The sequence below is a fragment of the Kitasatospora sp. MAP12-44 genome (genome assembly GCF_029892095.1).
GTDB lineage: Bacteria > Actinomycetota > Actinomycetes > Streptomycetales > Streptomycetaceae > Kitasatospora.
In genome coordinates, this window is record NZ_JARZAE010000004.1 from 2,665,945 (window position 1) to 2,688,851 (window position 22,907).

Sequence of the window (22,907 nt, forward strand, 5' to 3'; positions counted from 1 at the left end):
ACCGATCGTGGGAGACTGGCGGCATGAGCTCCCCCAGACCCGCGCCGGCGATCGGCCAAGAACTGGCCATCGACGAGCAAGTGGCCATCTACCAGCGGGAATTCCCCACCGTGGACCCCCAGGTGGAGACCATCGTGTCCACCCTGTCGCGGGTCGCCCGCCGGATGGGGACGGCCTATGGGCGGCAACTGACTGTGCTCGGAATCACCAGCGCGGAGTGGGAGGTGCTCAAAGCCCTGGTGGTCGCGGGCAGCCCGTACCAGCTGGGACCGGGCGAGCTGGCCAAGCGGCTGGGCCTCACCCCGGCGGCGATGACCCACCGGATCGACCGGATGGTCGCCGAGGACCTGGTCACCCGCGAGCGCGACGAGAGCAACCGGGTCCGGGTGATCATCGAGCTGACCGCCAACGGCCGGGACAAGTGGCTGGAGTCGATGCGGATGGCGGCGGTCTTCGAGGAGGAGCTGCTGCAGGACATCGTCGGCGAGGAGAGAGCGGTGCTCTCGGGGATGCTGGCGCGGATGCTGCGGCGGATCGAGGACGGCAACCGCTGAGTGGCGGGGGCGGGGCGGCTGCGGAAGGGTTGAGGCGAGGGGGGCGAGAACCCTGTCCGGACCACTTGCAGCCCCTGGAGGCGACACCATGTCCGTGGTCACCACCCCGTACCCGCCCGGCACCCCCTGCTGGGTCGACCTGATGGCCCCCGACCAGCAGGCGGCCATCGACTTCTACCGCGACCTCTTCGGCTGGCAGGGCGCGATCGGCTCCGACGAGTTCGGCGGATACTCGGTCCTCACCCTCAAAGACAAGGCGGTGGCCGGCATCGGCTCGGCCGTGTCGATGAACGACCAGCCGCCGCCCCCCACCGCCTGGACCACCTACCTGTCCGCGTCCGACGCGGACGGCGCCGCCACCCGCATCGCGGACGCCGGCGGCACCCTGTTCACCCCGGTGATGGACGTCGGCACGGTCGGCCGGATGCTGGTCGCCGCCGACCCCGCCGGCGCGGTCTTCGGCGTCTGGCAGCCGGTGGACTTCTTCGGCGCGCAGATCGTCAACGAGCCCGGCGCGGTGATCTGGAACGAGCTCAACACCGCCGACCCGGCCGGCGCCGCGGCCTTCTACCCCGCCGCGCTGGGCGTCGGGGTCGGCCCGATGGAGGGCATGGAGAGCTACTTCTCCCTCTCCGTCGACGGCCGGACGGTCGGCGGCATGCAGGGCCTGGCCAACCAGCCGCCTGGCACGCCCTCGCACTGGGCCACCTACTTCGCGGTGGACGACACCGACAGCACTGTGGACGCCGCGGTGCGCGCGGGCGCCACGCTGCTGGCGGCGGCCTTCGACACGCCGGTGGGGCGGATGGCGCCGATCAAGGACCCGCAGGGCGGGATCTTCTGGGTGATCGCGGCCACCGGGCCGGGGCAGGCCTGACCGGTTCGCGGCGCTGACCCCGTGAGGCCCGGACCGAGGAGTGTCGGTCCGGGCCTCACGGGGTCAGCGGGTCAGCGGGTCAGCGGGTCAGCGGGTCAGCGGGTCAGCAGGGGCCGTTGTCGGTCCAGACGCCCCACTGGCCGCTCAGCGAGGGGTCCTCGTTGGTGGTCCACCACTTGTTGGTGTAGTTGTGGCCCTTCCAGGAGACCTGGGTGGGCGTGGCGTACACCGCGGAGGCCGACCAGCTCGGCGCGCTGCAGGTGCCGGCCGGGAGGGTCGGGGTCGGGCTGGTCGGCTGGGTGGGAACGCCGGTCGGGCTGCCGGACGGACTGCCGGTCGGCGACGAGGTCGGGCTGCTCGTCGGCGAAGACGTCGGCGAGGAGGTCGGGCTGCTGCTCGGCGAGGCCGTCGGCGGGGCCGGGCAGCCGGCCGCCGAGCCGTTGGTGGCGTTGACCATCGTGTCGAACAGGCCGGTCTGGGTGCCCAGGTCGTACAGCGAGAAGGCGAACGAGCCGCCGAGCCCGTTGCAGTGCAGGTAGTCGGCCTTGGCCTGGATGGACTGGGCGTCCTCACCGCTCCAGAAGTTGGTGCCGTCGTAGAAGTACGCGGCCTTGGCGGTGTCGTCCCAGTAGGTGTCCGCCGGGTTGTCGACGACGCCGTTCAGTTCCTTGTACATCCGGATGCCGGCGACGTTCCCGGAGTCCGCGGCACCCGCGGCGGGGGCGGTGGCGGGCTGGAACAGACCGTGGTTGGCGCCGGCCGGCACACCGGTCCAGCCGCGGTAGTAGAACGGCACCCCCATATTGATCTTGTTGGCGGGGAAGCCGCCGACGATGCCGTACTGCGGATCACCGACGGTCCAGGCCTTGACGGCCTCGTCGATCGAGTACTTCTCGTTGCCCGGTGCGATCGCCGTGCTCGGGTCGTTCGGGTCCGAGTAGAGCGGCGCCTGGTGGTTGGCCGGGCCGGTGCCCTCCCAACCGCCGTGCATGTCGTAGGACATGACGTCCAGGAAGGTCAGGTACTGGCCGATCTTGTTGGTCTCGACGTTCTGGATCTTGTCCTGGCCGGCGCCGACCGCCGCGCTCAGCGCGTAGGTCTTGCCGTCCGCCTTGCCCTGGGCGTCCAGCTCCGAGCGGAGCTCGGCGAGCAGCGCGGTGTAGTTCTGCTTGTCGTTGGGACTGGAGTGGTTGCCGGTGTGGCCGCCGCCGCCCGGGTACTCCCAGTCGATGTCGAAGCCGTCGAAGATGCCGGCGCCCGAGCCCGGGCCGCCGTAGCCGGCGTCGGTCGGCAGATTGCCCTTGATGAACATGTCGATGCAGGACGAGGCGAAGGCCTTGCGCGAGGCGTCGGTGGCGGCGACGTCCGAGAAGTACTTCGAGTAGGTCCAACCGCCGATCGACAGCAGGATCTTGAGGTTGGGGTTCTTCGCCTTCAGCTCCTTGAGCTGGTTGAAGTTGCCCGCGATCGGCTGGTTCCAGGTGTCGGCCGTGCCGCTGACGCTGGTGGTGGCGTCGTAGGACTTCTCGTAGTCGGCGAAGGCGTCCGCTGCGCCGTCACCGGCGTTCGGGTTGCTGTCGTCCTGCGAGGCGGCCTTGGTGGCCTCGAAGCACTTGCCGCTGGTCGGGTCGATATTGGCGAAGTCGTAGATCAGGTAGTCCAACTTGCCGGCCACGCCGGTGTCCTGGACGGTCTTCGGGTAGTACGCGTTGGCGTACACCGACCACTGGTCGAAGTAGGCGACCTTGAGGCCGCCGCTGGTGGCCGGGGCGCCGGTGGTGTTGCCCGGCGCGGTGGCCGCGGCAGCGGTGCCGGCGGCCTGGGCGGTGCCGGCCGAGTTCAGCGCGAGGCCGGCGCCGAGCAGCAGCGAGACGCTGGTGCCGAGGGCGAGGGCGACCAGGCCCTTCGAACGGCGCGGCCGGGCGGGAGCCGGGGCCAGCTCCCGTGAGGCCGGTCCCGAGGGGACAGAGCGAGTAAACATGCGTGCGTCACTCCTGGTTGTGGGGGCCCGCCGCGCCCAGTGGGTGGAGCCGAGCGGGGTGGGGCCACTCAGCCATGGGCATGACAGGGGAAAGGCGTGAAGTCTGTGCGAGGACCTGCTGGCGGACGCCGGAGAGCACCAGGACCGGTGTCAGTGGTCGAGACCACTGACACCGGCTCAGGGGCTCCCTGCACCCTGGGCATTAAAATGGACTAGACCAACACCGGCGTCAAGGGCCGACCTCGGACCTTGAGCCGCCGTTAAGGTTCGAGTGATCGACATGGTTGCCCTGACCAGCGGTTAAACCCTCGTCACAGATCCGGGTCATTCTTGAGATGTAGGCCGGGTGCATCCTGCGACCCACCCCGCGGCCCGTCCGGGTCCCTCTCACGCGGCTCGCCCGGGGCTGGTCCCGCTGCCTAGCGTGGGAGCCGACAGTCCGCTTCCCTCCGCCCGAGGACCACACCATGATCGAAGCCGTCGGCCTCACCAAGCGCTACGGCCCGAAAACCGCCGTCGAGGACCTGAGTTTCAGCGTCCGACCCGGCATCGTCACCGGATTCCTCGGCCCCAACGGGGCCGGCAAGTCCACCACCATGCGGATGCTGCTCGGCCTGGACGCCCCCAGCGCCGGCCACGCCACCGTCAACGGCCGCCGCTACGCCGAGCACGCCGCCCCGCTGCGCGAGGTCGGCGCCATGCTGGAGGCGCGCGCCATCCACACCGGCCGCAGCGCCTACAACCACCTGCTCGCGCTGGCCGCCACGCACGGCATCCCGCGCTCGCGGGTGGACGAGGTCATCGACGTGGTCGGCCTGCGCGAGGTGGCCAAGCGACGGGCCGGCGGCTTCTCGCTCGGCATGGGCCAGCGCCTGGGCATCGCCTCCGCGCTGCTCGGCGACCCGGCCACGCTGATCCTCGACGAGCCGGTCAACGGGCTCGACCCCGAGGGCATCCTGTGGATCCGCAACCTGCTCAAGTCGCTGGCGAGCGAGGGCCGTACGGTCCTGGTCTCCTCGCACCTGATGAGCGAGATGGCGCTGACCGCCGAGCACCTGATCGTGATCGGCCGCGGCAAGCTGATCGCCGACACCTCGGTCGCCGAGTTCACCCGCAGCGCCTCCAACGGCGGCGTGCTGGTGCGCACTCCCGACTCGGTGCGCCTGGCCGAGCTGCTGACCGTGCTGCCGGGCGTGAGCGTGGAGACCGCTGACGACGTCCAGGTCCTCCGGGTGCAGGGCGCCGACAGCGAGCAGATCGGCCGACTGGCCGCCGAGCACGCGCTGGTGCTGTTCGAGCTCACGCCGCAGCAGGCCTCGCTGGAGGAGGCGTTCATGGAACTCACCAGGGACGCCGTGGAGTACGAGGCCGTCGTGGCCACCCCCGCCCTGGTCAAGGAGCCCGCAGCATGAGCACCGTCACCGTGATCTCGACCAAGGCCGGCGCCGGCAAGGTCACCCTGCCCCGGGTGGTCAACTCCGAGTGGATCAAGTTCCGCACCCTGCGGTCGAGCTACTTCACGCTGCTCGCCGCGGTCGTCTTCATGATCGGCTTCGGCCTGCTGGCCTGCTACGGCGCGATCGACCACCTGAACCACCCCGACATCCACGACCACGGCGGCCCGTTCCAGGTCGACGCGGCCGACCGCAGCCTGCGCGGCTACCTGGCCGCCCAGCTGGCCATCGGCGTGCTCGGCGTGCTGGTCGTCAGCGGCGAGTACAGCACCGGCATGATCCGTGCCTCGATGTCCGCCGTCCCGCGCCGGCTGCCGGTGCTCTGGGCGAAGGCGGCCGTGTTCGGCGCGGTCACCCTGGTGCTGACCGGCGTGACGGCGTTCGTCGCCTTCTTCGGCGGCCAGGCCATCCTCTCGGCCAACCACGTGCAGACCACGCTGTCCGCCACCGGTGTCCTGCGCACGGTGCTGGGCACCGCGCTCTACCTGACCCTGGTCGGGCTGCTCGCGGTCGCCATCGGCGCGCTGATCCGCAACACCGCCGGCGGCATCGCCGCGGTGTTCGGCCTGCTGCTGGTGCTGCCCACCCTGGTCGAGGTGCTGCCGGCCTCGTGGGGCACCCACATCAGCCCGTACCTGCCCGGCGCGGCCGGCCAGGCGGTGGCCACGCTGAACCCCGACCCCGGCACGCTCGCCCCCTGGACGGGCTTCGCCGTGATGTGCGTCTACGTCGTGGTGGCGCTGGCCGGTGCGGCCACGGTGCTGAAGCGGCGTGATGCATGATCCGTCGGCCCACCACAGCCGACAGGTACAGGACAAACGGCGGGCATAGGACAATGGTCCGATGACCACCGCCGAACTCCTCCCGGCAGCCCTCGGGCGGCGCTTTCCTCGCGCCGCCCGAGGGCTGGCTGGCCTGCGCGTACGGCTGCTCACCCAGCGCTACCCCACCACCGTCGACTTCGGCTTCGCGCTGGCCGTGCTGGCGCTGACCGCCGCGGCCCACGGCCGGCACCTGCATCTGCGGGACCACCCGTGGGTCTGGGTGCTGCAGGTCGCCCTGGTGCTGCCGCTGACCTTCCGCCGCCGCGCGCCCTTCGCCGTCTTCGGGGTGACCGCCGGCGTCGCCTTCGTCCAGTGGCTGACCAGCGAGGCGATGCCGGCCGACATCGCCGTCCTGCTGGCGCTCTACACGGTGGCCGCGCACTGCCCCCGGCGGCGGACCCTGGTGGCCTACGGGGTGGCCGAACTGGGCGTGGTGCTCGCGGTGAGCCGCTGGGCGGTGCCGCGCAACGCCTTTGACGGCCCGCTGGAGATCTGGTTCAAGGCCGCCTTCATGCTCTCCGGCGCCAGCACGGCCGCCGCCGTGCTCGGCCTCAACGTCCGGGCCCGGCGGGCCCAGCTCGGCGCGCTGCGCGAGCGGGCCCGCGAGCTGGAACTCCAGCGCGACCAGCAGGCCGCCCTGGCGGTGGCCGAGGAGCGCTCGCGGATCGCCCGGGAGATGCACGACATCGTCACGCACAACCTCTCGGTGATGGTCGCGCTCGCCGACGGCGCGGTCTACGCCAACCCGCACGCCCCCGCCAAGGCCACCGCCGCGATGCGCCAGTCCGCCGAGACCGGGCGCCAGGCGCTCACCGACATGCGGCGCTTCCTCGGGGTGCTGCGCGCCGACGAACCGGACGCGCTGCGCCACCCGCAGCCCGGCATCGGCCAGCTGGCGGCGCTGGCCGCCCAGGTCAGGGCGGCCGGTCTGCCCACCGAGCTGCGCCTGAGCGGGGAGACGGACGGGATCTCGCCCGGCGCCCAGCTGACCGTCTACCGGCTGGTGCAGGAGTCGTTGACCAACACGCTCAAGCACACCGCCCCCGGCGCCCGCGCGGTGGTCGTGGTGGAGTGCTCGGCCGCCGCCGTACAGCTGGAGATCCGCGACGACGGGCGGGCCGTGTCGATCGGCAGCGGATCGGTGAGCGCGAACGCGGGCACGAGCGCGGCGGGCCAGGTCGGCCACGTCGGCCACGGCCTGGGCGGCATGCGCGAGCGCGCGGCAGCGTACGGTGGCGAGCTGAGCGCCGGACCGCTGCCCGGTGGCGGCTGGCGGGTGGCTGTCACCCTCGACCTCGGACCGGACCCCCAGGAGGTACCGCCCTCATGACCATCCGCGTGCTGCTGGTGGACGACCAGCCACTGCTCCGGGTCGCCTTCACCCTGGTGCTGGACTCGCAGCCGGACCTCGCCGTGGCCGGCGAGGCGGGCGACGGCGCGGAGGCCGTCCGGCTGGCCGCCGAGCACCGGCCCGACGTGGTGCTGATGGACGTCCGGATGCCCGGCATGGACGGCATCGAGGCCACCCGGCAGATCGTCGAGCAGTGCCCGGACACCAAGGTGCTCATCCTGACCACCTTCGACCTGGACGAGTACGCCTTCGCCGGGCTGCGCGCCGGGGCCTCCGGCTTCCTGCTGAAGAACGCCCAGCCGGACGAGCTGCTGAGCGCGATCCGCTGCGTGGCCGCCGGCGACGCCGTGGTCGCCCCGCGGATCACCCGGCTGCTGCTCGACACCTTCGCCTCGCACCTGCCCACCGACGGCGGCGGCCTGGCCCGCGGCGAGCAGGCCATCGAGGCGCTCACCACGCGCGAGCGCAGCGTGCTGGTCCAGGTCGCCCGCGGGCTCTCCAACTCCGAGGTCGCCGCCGAGCTCTACCTCGCCGAAGCCACCGTCAAGACGCACGTCAGCCGGATCCTGCTGAAGCTGGGGCTGCGCGACCGGGTGCAGGCCGTCGTCTTCGCCTACGAGAACCGGCTCGTCCGACCGGCCTGAAACGGCTCGCTGCCGGTCGGTCCGAGCGTCCCGAGTGCGAGAATCGGGCGATGAGCGACCAACTCACCACCCAGCAGCGTCGTACGGCCGCCCTGCGGGCCTGCGAACGGATCCTCTCCGACGGGCGGCCGGTGACGATGCGCGAGCGCCTGGCCGCGCTCGCCGCCCTCGACGGTCTGGACGCGCCGGGCGACTTCTACGGCGAGGGCGGCCCGGTACGCCGGCTGGAGGAACGGGTGGCCGGCCTGCTCGGCACCGAGGACTGCGTCTTCTTCCCCACCGGCACGATGGCCCAGCAGGTGGCGCTGCGCTACGGCGCCGAGCTGACCGGCCGCAGCGCCGTCGCCCTGCACCCGCTCAGCCACCTGGAGCGCCACGAGCGGCACGCGTACACCCAGCTCACCGGCCTGCGCGCACTCTGGCCCACGACCGCCTCGCGCCAGCCGACGGCCGCCGAACTCGCCTCCCTGGGCGAGCCGTTCGGCACCCTCACCGTCGAACTCCCGCTACGCGACGCCGGGTTCCTGCTGCCCAGCTGGGAGGAGCTGGTCGAGCTGACCGCCGCCGCGCGCTCCGCCGGCGCCCGGGTGCACTTCGACGGCGCGCGGATCTGGGACGCAACGGTCCACTTCGACCGCCCACTTGAGCAGATCGCCGCCCTTGCGGACAGCACCTATGTGTCGTTCTACAAGACCCTCGGCGGCATCAGCGGGGCTGCTCTGGCCGGCACCGCCGAGCTGGTCGCCTACGCCCGCCGCTGGCGCCACCGCTACGGCGGCAACCTCTACCAGCAGTGGCCCGCCGCGCTGGCCGCGCTCAGCGGCCTGGACGCCGAACTCCCGCGCATCCCCGGCTATGTGCGCCAGGCCCGGGTGGTCGCCAAGGCGCTGGCCGCCCTCCCCGGCGCCCGGATCAACCCGCTGCCGCCGCACACCCACCGGTTCCAACTCTGGCTCCCGCACCCGGCCAAGTCCCTGAACCAGGCCGCGCTCACCCTCGCCGAGGAGGACCGGGTCGGTTTCGTGGACCGCTGGCAGGACACCGCCACCCCCGGCCAGGCGATGGCCGAGGTGACCGTCGCCGCGGCCGCCCTGGAGTGGACTCCCGAGGAGGTCACCGACATCGGCGAGCACTTCCTCGCGCTGGCCCGCAAGTCCTGAGCCGTGCTTGGACCGACCCGCCTGCTTGGACCGACCGGCCTGCTTGGACCGACCGGCTCAGTACCGCAGGGCGACGTCCACCGAGGCGGTCACCGGACCGGTGAGGGAGCGGTTGCTGCGGGCGGTGGCGTGGGCGGTCTGGCCGGCGGCGAGGGTGGGGATGTTGACCACCACGGCGTCGACCACGGAGTCGGAGGAGTCCTTGAAGGTGATCTCGACCGTGTAGCGGTTGGAGTCGGTCTGGTGGTTGGTGACGGCCACCGGGACCTCGCTGCGGCCGTCGGAGGCGGTGAGCACCGAGCCGAGGGTGACGTCGCCGGAGGCGTCGAAGCCGCCCTGGATGCCCGCCACCGCCGAGGAGGCGGCCGCCTGCGCGGAGGCCGCCGCCGCGGCCGCCTCGGAGCTGAGCCCGCTCGCCGCTGAGGCCCCGGCGGAGGCGGCCTGCGAGGCCAGCGACTGGGCGGCGGACTGCGCGGCGGAGGCCAGCGACTGGGCCACGGCACCGGCCGAGGACGCTGCCGAGGACGCCGTGCTGCTGGCGCTGGAGGAGCAACCGGCCGCGCCCGCCGCCCCCAGCAGCGTCACCCCGGCCAGCAGTGCGGCGGAGGTACGGGGACGGCGAGCGGCGCGGCGGTGAGCGGCGCGGGGCGACTGGCGGACCATGAGCGGCCTCTTCCCTGGGATGCGGCGGAGATCCCCCTCACCCTTCGTCAGGTGCGGGGGCGCCGCCAGCCCGGCCGGGCATCCGAGGTACGCACTACGCACTACATGCTGAGGTAGACCGCGCTGCCGATGCCCATGACCATGCAGTAGATCGCGAACGGCGTCAGGCTGCGGGTCTCGAAGTACTTGGTGAGGAAGCGCACCGACACATAGCCGGCGACGAAGGCCGCCAGGCAGCCGGCGGCCAGCGGGCCGCGGATGCCGGCGTTCTCGGGCTTGAGCAGCTCGGGCGCCTTGAGCACCGAGGCAGCCAGGATGACGGGCGTGGCCAGCAGGAACGAGAAGCGCGCGGCGTCCTCGTGGTTGAGCCCGCGCAGGATGCCGGTGCTCATGGTGACGCCGGAGCGGCTGATGCCCGGGAGCAGGGCCAGGATCTGCGCGGACCCGATCCACATGCCCTGGCGCAGGCTCAGCTGCGCGAGCCGCTGGTCGGACTCGATGGCCGGGTCCAGGCCCGGGGTGTGCTCAACGTGCTGGCCGGCCCGCCGGCGCCCGCCGCCGCCGCGGCGCAGTCGGTCGGCGCCCAGCAACACGAAGCCGTTGAGGGCCAGGAAGATCGCGGCCGGAAGCGGCTTGCCGAGCGCGGCCGTCAGGGCCTTCTCAGCGACCAGGCCGGCGATGCCGACCGGGATGGTGCCGACGATCAGCAGCCAGGCGAGCTTCTGGTTGACCGTCTCGATCCGGCGCTCGCGTATGGAGGTGTAGAGCCCGTTGACCACCCGGACCCAGTCCTTGCGGAAGAAGACCACCAGCGCCAGCGCGGTCGCCAGGTGCAGGCCCACCAGCACGGCGAGGTACGGGGAGTTGGGGACCGTCATGTCGAGGTCGTGGTGGACCCCGCCGCCTATCAGGGCGGGTATCAGGATGCTGTGCCCCAGGCTGGAGACCGGGAAGAGCTCGGTGACACCTTGCAGCAGTCCCACGCCGATGGATTCCGGGTAGGTCAGGGACATCGCACACCTTCAGCTCTGCGGTACGGGTCTCGACGGAAGGTCACAGCGTACCGAGGTGTGTCGACGCAAACCTCAGGCCCCTGCCAGCGAGAACGTACTACAGATCTGTAGACGCTCGTTGGTCAGGGGCCGGAATTCCGGGAATTCATCTACCGGTCACTCAGACCGGTCGGTCCCGCGGATTCTCGTCACTCGGGCTCGTCGGTCATCGAGGCCGCCGCCGCCTGCCTCGCCGCCTCCTTGACGGCCTGCTGGCGCTTGCACACCACCTGGACGGCGCCGCCCGCGCTGAGGGCGAAGGCGGCCAGGTCGAGCCAGGGCCGGTCGAGCCGGTAGCCGGTGACCGCGTCCAGCGAGTAGCAGCCGGCGCCGGCCAGGCCGAGCGCCAGCCCGCAGGCGCCGAGCACCGCCGGGTACTCGTAGCCGCCCTTGGTGACGAAGAAGCCGTGCGGGAAGTGCACCGCGATCGCGCCGGCCATCGTGCCGGCCACGATCGCGCCGGCGGCGGGGGTCGCCAGGCCGGCGATCAGCAGCGCGCCGCCGCCCGCCTCGCCGAGGCCGGCCGCCAGCGCGCTCTGCCCCCCGGGCTTGAACCCCATCTTCTCCATGGCCTGCGCGGTGCCCTCCAGACCACCGCCGCCGAACCAGCCGAAGAGCTTCTGCGTGCCGTGCGCGAAGAGCACCCCGCCGACGGCGGCGCGCAGGGCGAGCAGTCCCAGGTCCTTGCGGTTGACGCAGCCCATGATGTCCTCTTCTCTCCTGACCCCCGTGCGCCTCCATCCCAGCCGACCGCTCCCCGGTCCTCGACCGGGGCAGGCCATCCGAGGGACATCCGAGGGACAACGGCGGGCGAGCCGAGCGGGCGAGCGGGGCGCGACCGGGGGGCTCGCCCATGCTGAGGGGATGTCCGTCTTCAACCTGAGCAGCGCGTTCGTCACCTTCTTCGCCGTGGTCGGTCCGCCGAAGGTGCTGCTGGCCTACGCCCAGCTCAGCCGGGACCGCAGCCTCAACGCGATGCGCCGGCTGACCGTGATCAGCTCACTGCTGGCGGCGCTGGTCGGCACGATGATGGCCTTCAGCGCCGACGCGGTGACCTCGTTCTTCCACGTCAGCGACGAGGCGCTGCAGCTGGCCGGCGGTGTGATCTTCTCCATCTACGCCATCGCCCTGGTGCTGGGCCTGCACCTGGGCGGGAGCGGCGAGGACGACACCGACCGGCTGTCCAGCCCGCTGGCGGAGGGCGTGCGCGAGCTGCTGCTGCCGTACGTGGCCAGCCCGCTGGCGATGACGGCGGTGCTGGTGGAGTCGCTCGCCAAGGACACCTGGGGCTGGCGCACCACGATCGCCAGCGCCTACCTCGCGGTGGTGGTGATCAACGCGCTCTGCGTGCTGGTGCTCGCCCCGCTGCTGCGCCGGACCCATCAGACCTCGTTGGAGGTGCTGTCGCGGCTGCTCGGCCTGCTGCTGGCGGCGGTCGGCGTGGAGCTCTTCCTGAACGGCCTGGCCGGCCTCGGCGTCCCGGTCCCCGGCGGCTACACGCACTGAGCCGCTGGTCAGGGCCGATGGTCAGGGCGGCGTCACCGGGCGCCAGGGCACCGGGCTGGAGAGGATCATCGAGCTGGCGGGCTGGCCGTAGCCGGCCAGCCGGTCGATCAGGGCCTCGAAGTCGGCCATCGTCGGCACCGCGACCAGCAGCGCGCAGCAGGCGCCGCCGGTGACCCGGTGCAGCTGGAGCACCTCGGGCCACTGGGCCACGGCGGGGTCGCGCAGCACGCAGCGCGGGCCGTAGCACTGGATCTGCACCAGGGCGGTGACCGGCAGGCCGCTGCGGGCCAGGTCGACATGGGCGTGGTAGCCGCTGATCACGCCGTCCGCCTCCAGTCGGCGCACGCGCTCGGCGACGGCGGGCGGCGAGAGGCTGACCCGGCGGGACAGCTCGTTGTAGGAGAGCCGGGCGTCCTGCTGGAGCTCGGCCAGCAGGCGGCGGTCGACGGCGTCCATGGCTGCTCCGGTGGTTCAGGGTGGTTCTGGTTCTGGTTCTGGTTCTGGTCGCACGGTAATCGCATGGCAGGCCGGATCGGGGAAAGACCTTTTGAATGGAAGGCGATGCCTCTGATCGGGTGGCCGCCGCCCCTTCAGCAGGAAGGACGACCCGCCGCACAATAGTCCGCATCAGCCACCAGGAGGAACAAGGCCATGGGTCAGCACACCGTCAGCACACCCAAGCTGGCGTTCGACCTGGAGGGCCCCGGCTCCGGCCCCGGCCCCGAGGACACCGGCGCCACGCCGTACGAGCGCTACGCCCGGCTCGACGTCCTGCACACCCTGCAGCAGCCGCGCAGCAAGGTCGACGCCGAGCTGTCGTTCATCATCACCACCCAGGTGATGGAGCTGCTCTTCGACCTGCTGCGGCACGAGTGGACCCGTGCCCAGCACGCCCTGCGCGAGGACGACCTGACCGCCGCGCTGGCCGCGCTGCGGCGCGGCACGCACGTCCAGGACGTGCTGAACAACTCCTGGGACCTGCTGGCCACGCTCACCCCGGTGGAGTTCAGCGCCTTCCGGCCGGTGCTCGGCGAGGCCTCCGGCTTCCAGTCCTCAGCCTTCCTGCAGCTGGAGTTCCTGCTGGGCAACAAGGCCGAGCGGCTGCTGGAGATGTACCAGGGCAGCGCCGCCACCCACCAGGAGCTGGCCGCCGCGCTGCGCGGCGCGAGCCTGTACGACGACGTGCTGATGCTGCTGGCCCGGCGCGGTCTGGCGGTGGACGGCACGCCGAGCACCGCGCGCTACCGGGCGGACCCGGCCGTCGAGGAGGCCTGGCGGGCGGTCTACACCGATCCCGCGCTGGCCGACCTGGCGGCGCTGGCCGAGGTGCTGCTGGACACCGCCGAGCGCGTCAGCCGCTGGCGCCAGCGCCACTACGCCTCGGTGAAGCGCTCGATGGGCGCCAAGCCCGGCACCGGCGGTTCCAGCGGCCTGAGTTGGCTGAAGGCCGCCGCCGACCAGGACATCTTTCCCGAACTGTGGTCCGTGCGAGGAGCATTTTGACTTCTCCCCCTCGTAAGCGAGGAGGATTCCCCTCAACCTTGGGTTGAGCGCCGCTTGCGCGGCGACGCCTCACGGCGTGGGTGTTCCTGTTTCATCGGCGACAACACCAGGGAGGACCCTGAGTGGTTTACGTCACCTCCGCAGGCATCGCCGGGGTTTCCCCTGGCTGCGGCTCGACCAGCCGCAAGGATGTTCTTCGCCGCGTTCACGTCCCGGTCGTGCCGGGTGCGGCAGGTGGGGCACGTCCAGTGCCGGGTGCTCAGGGACAGCTCCTTGAGGAGGTGTCCGCAGTGGGAGCAGGTCTTGGAGCTGGGGTGCCAGCGGTTGATCACCACGAGTGTGCGGCCCCACTTGGCGGCCTTGTACTCCAGCATCGAGCAGAACTCGCCCATGCCGGTGTCGGCGACGGACCGGTTCAGGCCGCGCTTTTGCGCGACGTTGCGGCCCGGCTTCTCGATGGTGCCGGACGCGGACGCCATCATGCCCTTGACGTTGAGGTCTTCGATGGCGATCAGGTCATGGTCGCGGACGATGTTCGTGCTGACGCGGTGGAGGAAGTCCCGGCGGGCGTTGCCCGCCTTGCGGTAGGCGCGGGCGATCTTCGCCTTGGCCTTGCGCCGGTTCATGCTGCCCCGCTCGCAGCGCGCCATGCGCCGCTGGTAGCGGGCGAGCTGCTTGGCCTTGGACTGCAGGTGCTTGGGGTTGGCGATCCTCTCGCCGTCGCTGGTCACGGCGAAGTCCTTCACCCCGAGGTCGATCCCGACCTCCGCGCCGGTGGCCGACAGGGGTTCGGGGTCGTCGGTGTCGATGGCGAAGGTCACGTACCAGCGGCCGTCCGGCTCCCGCGAGACCACCACCATCGTCGGGTTCAGCTCGGCCAGGTCCGCATCGGCCCACGACCACACGAGCTCCAGCGGAGTCGCGGTCTTCGCGAGCTTCAGTCTGCCCTCGCGCAAGGAGAACGCCGAGCGCGTGTAGTGCGCGGACTGTCTTCCGTTGCGGGACTTGTACCGGGGGTACTTCGCCCGACCAGCGAAGAAGTTAGCGAACGCGGTGTGCTGGTGTCTGAGCGTCTGCTGCAACGGCACCGACGACACCTCCGACAGGAACGCCAGGTCCTCGGTCTTCTTCCACCCGGTCAGCGCCGCGTCGGTGTCCTTGTAGGAGGTGGACTTCCCCTCGCCGTGGTAGCGGGTGTGCCGCTCGGCGAGGGTCTTGTTCCACACCAGGCGCACGCAGCCGAACGTGCGGCTGAACACTGCCGCCTGCTCGGTGGTCGGGTATGCCCGACACTTGTACGCCACTCTCACTGCACTGACGTTACGTCAGCTGACGGCTCGTGTAAAACTGCTGGACCGATCTCAGCGAACCCCAGTTCTCGGGCTGTCCCACCCCACTGGGCCACCCCTGAAGGGGGCCAAACTCCTCCCCGACCTGATGACCGGGGCACCCTTTGGAGGATCAGGTGAACATACCCACCACCCGCGAGCAGTGTGCGGCCCTGGACGCCGTGGACCCACTGGCGGCCTTCCGCAAGGAGTTCACGCTCCCCGAGGGCGAGATCTACCTGGACGGCAACTCGCTCGGCGCGCTGCCCGCGCGCACTCCCGAGATCGTCCGGCGCACCGTCGAGGACGAGTGGGGCCAGGGCCTGATCCGCAGCTGGAACGCGGCCGGCTGGACCGAGTTGCCGCACACCCTGGGCGACCGGATCGCGCCGCTGGTCGGCGCCGGTCCCGGCGAGGTGGTGGTCTGCGACACCACCTCGGTCAACCTGTTCAAGGTGCTCACCGCCGCACTGCGGCTGCGCCCGGGCCGGCGCACGGTGCTCGGCGAGGAGGCCTCGTTCCCCACCGACCTCTACATCGCGGAGGGCGTCACCGGGCTCTTCGAGGGCGGGCGCAGCGTGCTGCTGCCCTCGGTGGACGACCTGGACGCGCACCTGGACGACAGCGTCGCGGCGGTCGTCCTGTCGCATGTCGACTACCGCACCGGCGTGCTGCTCGACATGGCGGAGATCACCGAGCGGGTGCACCGGGCCGGCGCCCTGATGATCTGGGACGTCTGCCACTCGGTGGGCGCGCTGCCGATCGAACTCACCGCCTGCGACGTGGACTTCGCGGTCGGCTGCACCTACAAGTACCTGAACGGCGGCCCGTGCGCGCCGGCCTTCCTCTATGCCGCGCCGCGCCACCACGCCGCCGCCGACCAGCCGTTGACCGGCTGGTTCGGGCACGCCGCGCCGTTCGCCTTCCAGAGCGGCTACCAACCCGCCCAGGGCATCGGGCAGTTCCTCACCAGCTTCCCCTCGCTGCTGGCACTGGCCGGGCTGCGGGCCTCGCTGGAGATCTGGGAGCAGGTGGACCTGCACGCGGTCCGCGCCAAGAGCCTGCTGATGTCCGAGCTCTTCATCCAACAGCTGGGCGAGCTGGATATGGTGACGCCTCGTCAGGGTGATCGGCGGGGAAGCCAGGTGGCGATCCGCCATGAGGACGGCTTCGCGGTGGTGCAGGCGCTGATCGAGCGCGGCGTGATCGGCGACTTCCGCTCGCCGGACCTGATGCGCTTCGGCTTCACCCCGCTCTACCTCTCCTACACCGACGTCTGGGACGCCGCGCAGGCGCTGCGCGAGGTGCTGGCGAGCGGCGAGTGGCAGGCCGAGCGCTTCGCACAGCGCGGCCCGGTGACCTGAGGCCACCGGGCCGGGACCCTGTGAGCGGGGGCTCTGTTAGTGGGGCTCTGTTAGTGGTGGCGGCGGCGGCTGAGCAGCAGGGCGGCCGCGCCGCCGAGCAGCAACACGCCTGCCGCGCCCGTCGCCAGGGCCAGCGGTCGGGGCCGAACAGCCGAGTGTTAGCGTGCCTGACGGGTGATTCCCGCCCCGTGATCTCCCGCGAACTCCCCCCTCCCCCTCACCCCCCGAGAAGGCTGTTGCTCCTCATGGCCAAGTTTCTGCTGAGCCTGCACGTCCTGGTCGCCATCCTGGCCATCGGACCGGTGACGGTCGCCGCGAGCATGTTCCCGCGCAAGGCCGAGGCCGCACTCGCGGACGGCGGGGCCGAAGCGGTCGCGTCGGTGCGGCTGCTGCACCGGATCACCCAGGTGTACGCCCTGCTCGGGATCGCCGTCCCGGTGCTGGGCGTGGGCCTGGCGCAGGTGATGGGGATCATGGGCCAGGCCTGGCTGATCGTCTCGATCGCGCTCACCGCGCTGGCCGCTCTGGTGCTGCTGATCCTGGTGCTGCCCCGGCAGGAGGCCGTGGTCGCCGCGCTGGCGGGCGAGGAGGGCGCGGACAGCGCGTCGGCGCTCGGCGGGCTGAAGCTGCTCACCATGAGCACCGGCGTCTTCTCGCTGCTCTGGGCCGCGGTGACGGTGATGATGGTGATCCGGCCGGGGTCGACCACCCACGTCTGAGGCCGGTCGGCGAGTGGTGTGTCGGCGGTCACCATCGCCGGATGTCACACCGGCGGGGGCCGGATACGTCTTGGGCCTGTCAACGAAGGTTGGACAGGGAGAGACGACGATGAACGAGACAGTGATCCTCGGCGCCGGATACACCGGCCTGACCGCCGCGCTGAGCTCCAGGATCTGGCCGCGGGCCACCTCCACGACATGAACCAGGCCCGGAATACGCCTTGATTACGCCTTCGGGAGGGTGAGCCGGACGCCGGCCCGCTTGACCGCGCGGCCGACGATCGCGGTCTCCACCCGCTGCACTCCCAGCGGGCCGAGCACCTCGGTGCTGAAGCGGTAGAGCTGGCCGTAGTCGGCGCAGAAGAGCGTGGCCATCAGGTTGGCCGGGCCGCTGGTGGCCAGCACACCGTGCACCTGCGGGTGGGCGGCCAGCGCGCGCCCGGCCTCGGCGAGCCGGGCCGGGGGCACCTCCAACCACAGGTTGGCGTCGACCGCCATGCCCAGCAACCGCGGGTCGATGGTGGCGTGCGTGCGCAGCAGCCCCGCCGCGGCCAGCCGGTGCAGGCGGCGCCGGACGGTCGACTCGGGCGCGGCGACGGCGGCTGCCAGCGCGGCGGCGGAGAGCCGGGCGTCGTCGGCCAGGCGGCGCAGCAGCAGGCGGTCGAGTTCGTCGGGCTGGACGGGCTGGACGGGCTGGCCGTCGGCCACTGGTGGTTCGGGAGTGAGCGCGGCGACCTCGTCCGGGGTGAGCCAACCGGCCTGCCAGTGACCGGCGTCCGCGAAGACGTGCAGCACCGCGTGCACGGTGGTCTCGGTGACCGCGGCGGTGCCGGGCAGCTGGCTGTGCAGCAGGCGGTCGCGGCCGGCGCGGTCGGTGAGCGCGACGGCGCTGACCTCCTCGCCGCCGAGCATGATGTCGACGAACGGGATGTCCGGGCGGGCCGCGAGGGCGTCCGCGATGGCCTCCACCCGGCCGCGCAGCACCCGGACCCGGAGCAGCAGCGCGCCCACCGTCTCGTCCGCGACCCCGTTCATCAGCACCACCCGCAGCACCCCCGTCTCGCGCAGCCGACTCAGCCGGCGGGTGACGGTGCGCACCGAGACACCGAGCACCTCGGCGATCCGGCCCGGCTCGGCGCGACCGTCGAGTTGCAGGGCGCAGACCAGCCGGCGGTCCAGCTGGTCGAGCAGGGTGGCCGGATCCGCCGTTTCGGTGCGCATGCCTGTCCGATCTCCGCCACAGCGGCGGCCTTCGACGTCGTCTTCTGCCGCACCGACGGTACTCCTGGTGTCCCGACGGAGAGAGGACGGAACCATGCGGAAGCTGCGGGAACAGGTCGAGGCGGCGGTGCGCGAGGTCGGCGCCCGGCTGGCCGAACAGCAGGGCGACGCACCGATCGCGGCCACCACGCGGGAGGCCGCCTTCGCGGCGTTCGCGGCGGTGGACGGGCCGGCCTCGGCGCTCCTTCGCGAGCGGCTGGGCGCGCTGCGGCCGACGGCCGGGTGGCTGGACGACGAGCTCGAGGACGAGCTGGAGAGCGCGGTGCCGGCCGGCGGCGAGTGGTGGATGTGCGACGCCACCGACGGCGCGGTGCAGTACCTGCTGGGCCTGCCGCAGTGGGCGGTCACCGCGACCCTGCTGCGGGACGGCGAGGCCGTGCTGTCGGTGGTGCACGCACCGCTGCTGGGCCAGACCTACACCGCCCTGCGAGGCGCCGGCGCAGAGCTGAACGGACGCCCGATCCGGCCCTCCGCACGGGAGTTGGCGGCCGCCGTGGTCGGCACCAGCCAGCCCCCGACGGCGGCTTCCCACCCCGAGGCGCTGCGCCGCGCCGGCCGTTCGCTCCCCCTGGTCCTGCCCGCCGTCCTTGCCGTCCGCAACCTCGGCCCGACCGCCCTGCAGGTCGCCCAGGTCGGCTCCGGCCACCTGGACGCCTTCTGGGAGTACGGCCCCGACCCCGTCAACCTCCTCCCCGGCGCCCTGATCGCCACCGAAGCGGGCGCCTCCGTCACCGACACGGCCGGCGCCCCGTGGACCCCGGCGGCGGACGGCTTCCTCGCGGCGGCACCGGGGCAACGGGCCCAACTGCTGGCGCTGCTGGGCCAGGTGAGGTGATCAGTTGAGGTTAGCGGCTGGGTGCTCGGGGTCGTAGGCGCGGGACCAGGACGTCGGCGCTCCCAGCCGTAGCAGCGGTTCGGTGTTGGACGGCCGGAGGTTGAACCACCGGCCGTCGCCGAGGTCGACGGTGAGCCCGTCAGGTCGGTCGCAGGTCACACCGTCCAACTGGCAGTAGGCGCCGCACTCTTGGAGAACCTGCTCGGATCGTCGTGCGTTGAGGATGTCGACGGCGTCAAGACATACGCCGGCGCCTTCGGGCGGATCGTCGCAGCCGCGCTGTCAACGGACGACTCGCTCCGTTCGGGTGATCAACCGTCAAGGGCCGCAGAGCAGCGCGCTCCGCCCTTAGCCCCACCCTCACCCAAAGTCGGACTGATCGACTTTGCGCTCCCGGTGCGCTCCGCCGGTCCGCCGGTCCGCCGGTCCGCCGGTCACACTCTCGCGAATACTGTCCGTGTAGCAGATCCGATGACATTTCGCCCAACAAGCGAGGATGCCGCAAATCTGGCCATCCGGTACGCGCTTGCACTCGCCGCCCGCGAGCAGCGCCAAGCTGACCTGCGAGCCGACGCCGCACGGTTGATGAGCACCCCCGAGTATCTGACGGAGGTGCGGACCGTGCGAGTGGAGGTGGACGAACTCAGTGCGTGGTGACGTCCGTTTCAGGCGACTTGACCCACAGGCCCCACGCCCCGTCTACACGGCATTGGGTCTAGACGAGGGTCACGTCGTCGAGCGTTCCAGGACCGTGCAGGACCACCTGAAGCTCTGCCGGCAGGGACGCCCGGGCCAGGTCGGCGACGGCCCGCGCCTCCTGCGGCCAGACCCGCGGGTCGAAACGGAGTTCCACGTGGACGGCGGGCCCCGCGGCGTCGTCCACGAGCTTGAAACGAGGGCTGCCGGCCTCGTAGTGCCGTTGGTCGGCATCGGGGTACAGATGGCGGGGACTGACCGCGACCTGCGGCAGGTCGGCGAGGGCGGCCACACAGTCGGCGGTGGTGACGAACACCCCGCGCTCGCCGACCGCCAGGCAGTGCTCCTCCCGCCCCAACGGGCGGAACCCCGGCTCCCCCCACTTCGGGCAGGGCTGCGCGGCGAGTTCGACGAGGTCGCCGGGCCGGTACCGGATGCGGGGCTCGAACTCGACGTAGGGGTGGAGCGCCGTCACCAGCAGGCTGCCGCGTCCGCCCAGCGGAACGTAGCGGTCGGGATCGGCCGGATCGACGACCTCCGCGACGCAGGAAGGGGGGAAGTGGTGGTGCGCGCAGACCCGGCACTTGAGCGCGTTGCACATCCGCAGTTCGGAGAAGCCGTAGACCGTGTCGATCTCCGCGCCCCACCACTCCCGCAGCCGGAACTCCCAACCCGGGGAAAGGAATTCACGTCCGACCTCCAGCGTTTCGAGGCCGAACCCGGCGAGGTCGCCGAAACGCTGCTGCATATGCAGCGTCAGGTCCTTGATCTGCCGCGCCGTGCCCGCCAGGACACGAACGCGGCTCCCGTCGGCCGAACCGTTCACGATGAGGTCGGCCGCCAGGTCGAAGTAGCGCATCGACAGCAGCGGGACGAAGTCCCCTTCCCCGGCGAGGTCCAGTCCCACCACGGCCCCGTGGTTGAAGCCGACCAGCTGCAGCCGTCGCCGACCGTCGGCGACCCGGCCGGCCCTCAGGGCCGCGCGCTCGGCCTCGGTCGAGTAGAAAGCCTTGGGGACACCGGAGGTGCCGTTCGTGAACCCGGTGGTGATCCCGTCGAACGTCGAGGTGCGCAGCTGCTCGCGGACCGCGGCCCAACCGGCCGGGTCGAGCCAGGGCAGCTGTCGCAGCAGGGTGGGGGCGTTGGCGGGCCCGATGTCCCCGGCGGGTATCAGCTGCCGGTAGAACGGGCTGTCCGCACGCAGGCGGGTCAGCGTCCGGGCCAGGCCGATCAGGCGCTGCTCGGTCAGGGTGGTGTGCATGAGCTGTCTCCTTGGGACCGGGACCGCCGGGCCGGGGCCGTCAGGTGGATCCGATCGTCACACCACCCCTCGCCGGAAGGTCAGAAGCACCCGGCCGGCCGGAAGAGCTCCACGCCATGGAGGTGCTCGGGCGTCGCCGCGGCGGCGATCGGGCAGCCTCGGGCTTCGGTCGTCGTCGGACCGGCCGAAGCGGTCGCCGCCGCCGGCACGACTATCAGTCCGGCGCTGATCGCTGCCAGAACGGCGACGCGCACGACCGGGATTTCAGGAAGACCGTTGAGCATGTGCGTGTTCCTTTGATTGGGCAGAACTCTTGATGCGGTGAGACCGTAGCAGCACATCAGTGTCAACGATCATCGGGATGCCCGACTGAACGATCCTGGGGGTCCTGGCTCCTGCGAGATCGTCAGATCATGACGGAAGGTCATGGCGCCGCCACCGTAGGCGGGTGCGGGCCGTACGCGCCGGTCGGCTGTGACCACCCGCGTAGCCGTAGATCGCGACCTTCACACTGCCGTGCCCGGAAAGCGGGGAGGTCATGCACTGCCTCGGGGCGACCCGACATCCTGACCGCGCCAGACCCTTGACCCACAGGCCCCACGCCCTGTCTACACGGCATTGCAGCTAGGTGAGGTTGGCGGCTGGGCGGTTGGGGTCGTCTGTCTGGATCAGGATGTCGGCGGATTCAGCGGGGGTGACCTCGGCTTCGTAACGGGCGAAGGCGGGGAGGGTCCAGTGGTCGGCGGGTGGGGTGCGGCGGCGTAGCGCGGCCGGGGACATCCGCAGGTGGACGGTCAGGTCGAACGGGAACCAGCGGCCCTGGAGCAGCGGGCCGTCCAGCAACAGGACGGTCCCCGGCGCGAGTTGGACGTACGGGCTGCGGGTGGCGCGGTCGGTGGCGGGGTCGCGGAGGTCGGGCAGGATGCGGCCGGTGCCGCCCGGGTCCAGCGGCGTGAAGACCTCGCGGAAGAGCGCGTCGGCGTCCAGCCAGAGGCTGTAGTAGGCGTCGGCGTCCTGGTGCCCGTACTCCAGGCGCAGTGAGGCGGGGCGCAGGAAGCCGGTGCTGCGTACGCGTTGGACGGCCCGGCCGCGCAGCCGCAGCTCCTCGGCCAACTCGGCTGCCAGCCGCTCGGGTTGGGCGGCGGGGGCGCCGTCCAGGGCTACCCGTGGCCAGGCGCTGCCGTCGGCCGGCTCGATCCGCTCGATGCGGTTGGCGAGTTCGTCCGTCAGTCGGGGCCAGGTGATCGGATGCAGCCGCATGATCTCCATCATGCCCGGGCAGCGGCGGCCGTCTCCAGCAGGGTCTTGCCGATCGCGGCCCTGGACTCCATCGCGGCGTGCGCGTCGGCGGCCCGCTCCAGTGGGAACCGCTGGCCGATCACCGGACGCAGCCGGCCGGCGGCGGCCTCGGCGAGGGCCCACGCGGTGCCGGCGCGCACCAGGTCGGGGGTGATCAGGGCCCGGGCGAGGCGGACCTCGCGGGCTGCGGCCAGCTCCTCGGGGATCGCCGCCCACGCGCCGCTGGACAGGCCGTAGCTCACCATCCGGCCGCCCGGGCCGAGGAGTTCGAAGGCCTCCCGGCCGATCGCGCCGCCGACGCCGTTGCCCGGGATCATCGGCGGCTCGGCTCGGCGCGGAACGGACCGGCGCCGGTGGCCCGGAACTGGGTCTCCACGAAGGTGACGTTGGCGTAGGCGACCTCGACCAGCACCTGCCCAGGCCCGGGCACCGGCTCGTCGGCGTCCCCCGCGACCAGCACCTGCTGGGCGCCGAACTCCTTCAACCACACTGCACGCACGAGGACTCCTCGGTCAGGTTGCGACGACCTGACCATCCTCACTCTTCAAGTGCCCT

At 71.8% G+C, this 22,907-nt stretch carries 25 protein-coding genes; 12 read left to right on the plus strand and 13 right to left on the minus strand.

The features are described 5' to 3' along the window. Window positions 1-23: 23 nt before the first annotated feature. Window positions 24-554: a MarR family transcriptional regulator gene (locus P3T34_RS12505; RefSeq protein ID WP_280666109.1), complete on the plus strand. Its 531-nt coding sequence runs from the start codon at window positions 24-26 to the stop codon at window positions 552-554. A gap of 88 nt (window positions 555-642) precedes the next feature. Next, window positions 643-1,431 (plus strand): VOC family protein, encoded by a 789-nt coding sequence (locus tag P3T34_RS12510; RefSeq protein WP_280666110.1) that lies wholly within the window; start codon window positions 643-645, stop codon window positions 1,429-1,431. Window positions 1,432-1,534: 103 nt separating this feature from the next. On the opposite strand, the gene P3T34_RS12515 is transcribed toward P3T34_RS12510, so the two are convergent. Next, entirely contained in the window at window positions 1,535-3,412 is a 1,878-nt protein-coding gene (locus tag P3T34_RS12515; RefSeq protein WP_280666111.1) for a glycosyl hydrolase family 18 protein, read from the minus strand. A gap of 467 nt (window positions 3,413-3,879) precedes the next feature. Between P3T34_RS12515 and P3T34_RS12520 the strand changes: the two genes are divergently transcribed. The 5 genes from P3T34_RS12520 (at window position 3,880) to P3T34_RS12540 (ending at window position 8,845) form a co-directional block, all read left to right on the plus strand. Continuing rightward, window positions 3,880-4,824 (plus strand): ATP-binding cassette domain-containing protein, encoded by a 945-nt coding sequence (locus P3T34_RS12520; protein ID WP_280666112.1) that lies wholly within the window; start codon window positions 3,880-3,882, stop codon window positions 4,822-4,824. Then, on the plus strand, window positions 4,821-5,648 hold the full coding sequence (locus P3T34_RS12525) for an ABC transporter permease subunit (protein ID WP_280666113.1): 828 nt from the start codon (window positions 4,821-4,823) through the stop codon (window positions 5,646-5,648). Before P3T34_RS12520 ends, P3T34_RS12525 begins: the two co-directional genes overlap by 4 nt. Window positions 5,649-5,709: 61 nt before the next feature. Continuing rightward, window positions 5,710-7,020, plus strand: coding sequence for a histidine kinase (locus tag P3T34_RS12530; RefSeq protein ID WP_280666114.1), 1,311 nt, complete (start codon window positions 5,710-5,712; stop codon window positions 7,018-7,020). Continuing rightward, entirely contained in the window at window positions 7,017-7,685 is a 669-nt protein-coding gene (locus P3T34_RS12535; protein ID WP_280666115.1) for a response regulator transcription factor, read from the plus strand. Before P3T34_RS12530 ends, P3T34_RS12535 begins: the two co-directional genes overlap by 4 nt. Before the next feature lie 50 nt (window positions 7,686-7,735). Then, window positions 7,736-8,845, plus strand: a complete 1,110-nt coding sequence (locus tag P3T34_RS12540) for a beta-eliminating lyase-related protein (protein ID WP_280666116.1) — start codon at window positions 7,736-7,738, stop codon at window positions 8,843-8,845. 57 nt (window positions 8,846-8,902) lie between these two features. Here the strand turns inward: P3T34_RS12540 and P3T34_RS12545 are convergent, their stop codons facing one another. From P3T34_RS12545 to P3T34_RS12555, 3 genes are all read right to left on the minus strand, one after another. After that, window positions 8,903-9,508, minus strand: coding sequence for a hypothetical protein (locus P3T34_RS12545; RefSeq protein WP_280666117.1), 606 nt, complete (start codon window positions 9,506-9,508; stop codon window positions 8,903-8,905). Between the two features lie 101 nt (window positions 9,509-9,609). Beyond that, window positions 9,610-10,521 carry an undecaprenyl-diphosphate phosphatase gene (locus P3T34_RS12550; RefSeq protein WP_280666118.1) on the minus strand — a complete coding sequence of 304 codons (912 nt, stop codon included), beginning with the start codon at window positions 10,519-10,521 and terminating at the stop codon, window positions 9,610-9,612. A gap of 188 nt (window positions 10,522-10,709) precedes the next feature. Beyond that, on the minus strand, window positions 10,710-11,264 hold the full coding sequence (locus P3T34_RS12555; RefSeq protein ID WP_280666119.1) for a DoxX family protein: 555 nt from the start codon (window positions 11,262-11,264) through the stop codon (window positions 10,710-10,712). 160 nt (window positions 11,265-11,424) lie between these two features. Between P3T34_RS12555 and P3T34_RS12560 the strand changes: the two genes are divergently transcribed. After that, window positions 11,425-12,066, plus strand: coding sequence for a MarC family protein (locus P3T34_RS12560; RefSeq protein ID WP_280666120.1), 642 nt, complete (start codon window positions 11,425-11,427; stop codon window positions 12,064-12,066). A 21-nt stretch (window positions 12,067-12,087) separates the two neighbouring features. On the opposite strand, the gene P3T34_RS12565 is transcribed toward P3T34_RS12560, so the two are convergent. Next, window positions 12,088-12,522 (minus strand): Lrp/AsnC family transcriptional regulator, encoded by a 435-nt coding sequence (locus P3T34_RS12565; RefSeq protein ID WP_280666121.1) that lies wholly within the window; start codon window positions 12,520-12,522, stop codon window positions 12,088-12,090. Between the two features lie 195 nt (window positions 12,523-12,717). On the opposite strand from P3T34_RS12565, the gene P3T34_RS12570 reads away from it, so the two are divergent. Then, complete coding sequence (locus tag P3T34_RS12570) at window positions 12,718-13,569, plus strand: tryptophan 2,3-dioxygenase family protein (RefSeq protein ID WP_280666122.1); 852 nt, start codon at window positions 12,718-12,720, stop codon at window positions 13,567-13,569. A gap of 32 nt (window positions 13,570-13,601) precedes the next feature. On the opposite strand, the gene P3T34_RS12575 is transcribed toward P3T34_RS12570, so the two are convergent. Then, window positions 13,602-14,879 (minus strand): RNA-guided endonuclease TnpB family protein, encoded by a 1,278-nt coding sequence (locus tag P3T34_RS12575; RefSeq protein ID WP_348534653.1) that lies wholly within the window; start codon window positions 14,877-14,879, stop codon window positions 13,602-13,604. Between the two features lie 155 nt (window positions 14,880-15,034). Here P3T34_RS12575 and kynU point away from each other — a divergent pair, with 155 nt between their 5' ends. Beyond that, window positions 15,035-16,261 carry a kynureninase gene (kynU, locus tag P3T34_RS12580; protein ID WP_348534654.1) on the plus strand — a complete coding sequence of 409 codons (1,227 nt, stop codon included), beginning with the start codon at window positions 15,035-15,037 and terminating at the stop codon, window positions 16,259-16,261. Between the two features lie 245 nt (window positions 16,262-16,506). Further along, window positions 16,507-16,980, plus strand: a complete 474-nt coding sequence (locus tag P3T34_RS12585) for a hypothetical protein (protein ID WP_280666123.1) — start codon at window positions 16,507-16,509, stop codon at window positions 16,978-16,980. A 225-nt stretch (window positions 16,981-17,205) separates the two neighbouring features. On the opposite strand, the gene P3T34_RS12590 is transcribed toward P3T34_RS12585, so the two are convergent. Then, window positions 17,206-18,201, minus strand: coding sequence for an Lrp/AsnC family transcriptional regulator (locus tag P3T34_RS12590; protein ID WP_280666124.1), 996 nt, complete (start codon window positions 18,199-18,201; stop codon window positions 17,206-17,208). Between the two features lie 94 nt (window positions 18,202-18,295). On the opposite strand from P3T34_RS12590, the gene P3T34_RS12595 reads away from it, so the two are divergent. After that, the gene (locus P3T34_RS12595) at window positions 18,296-19,096 is read left to right on the plus strand and encodes an inositol monophosphatase family protein (RefSeq protein ID WP_280666125.1); all 801 of its coding nucleotides are present in this window, start codon (window positions 18,296-18,298) and stop codon (window positions 19,094-19,096) included. Here the strand turns inward: P3T34_RS12595 and P3T34_RS39910 are convergent, their stop codons facing one another. The 6 genes from P3T34_RS39910 to P3T34_RS12625 all read right to left on the minus strand — a co-directional run bounded on the left by P3T34_RS39910 (window position 19,097) and on the right by P3T34_RS12625 (window position 22,851). Next, window positions 19,097-19,255, minus strand: coding sequence for a hypothetical protein (locus P3T34_RS39910; protein ID WP_348534655.1), 159 nt, complete (start codon window positions 19,253-19,255; stop codon window positions 19,097-19,099). A gap of 556 nt (window positions 19,256-19,811) precedes the next feature. Further along, entirely contained in the window at window positions 19,812-21,053 is a 1,242-nt protein-coding gene (locus tag P3T34_RS12605) for a hypothetical protein (RefSeq protein WP_280666126.1), read from the minus strand. A gap of 80 nt (window positions 21,054-21,133) precedes the next feature. Next, window positions 21,134-21,337, minus strand: coding sequence for a hypothetical protein (locus P3T34_RS12610; protein WP_280666127.1), 204 nt, complete (start codon window positions 21,335-21,337; stop codon window positions 21,134-21,136). Between the two features lie 340 nt (window positions 21,338-21,677). Continuing rightward, entirely contained in the window at window positions 21,678-22,313 is a 636-nt protein-coding gene (locus P3T34_RS12615) for a uridine kinase (protein WP_280666128.1), read from the minus strand. Between the two features lie 8 nt (window positions 22,314-22,321). After that, window positions 22,322-22,669: a zinc-binding dehydrogenase gene (locus P3T34_RS12620; RefSeq protein WP_280666129.1), complete on the minus strand. Its 348-nt coding sequence runs from the start codon at window positions 22,667-22,669 to the stop codon at window positions 22,322-22,324. Continuing rightward, entirely contained in the window at window positions 22,666-22,851 is a 186-nt protein-coding gene (locus P3T34_RS12625; protein ID WP_280666130.1) for a hypothetical protein, read from the minus strand. The genes P3T34_RS12620 and P3T34_RS12625 overlap by 4 nt, the downstream gene beginning before the upstream one ends. Between the last annotated feature and the right edge of the window lie 56 nt (window positions 22,852-22,907).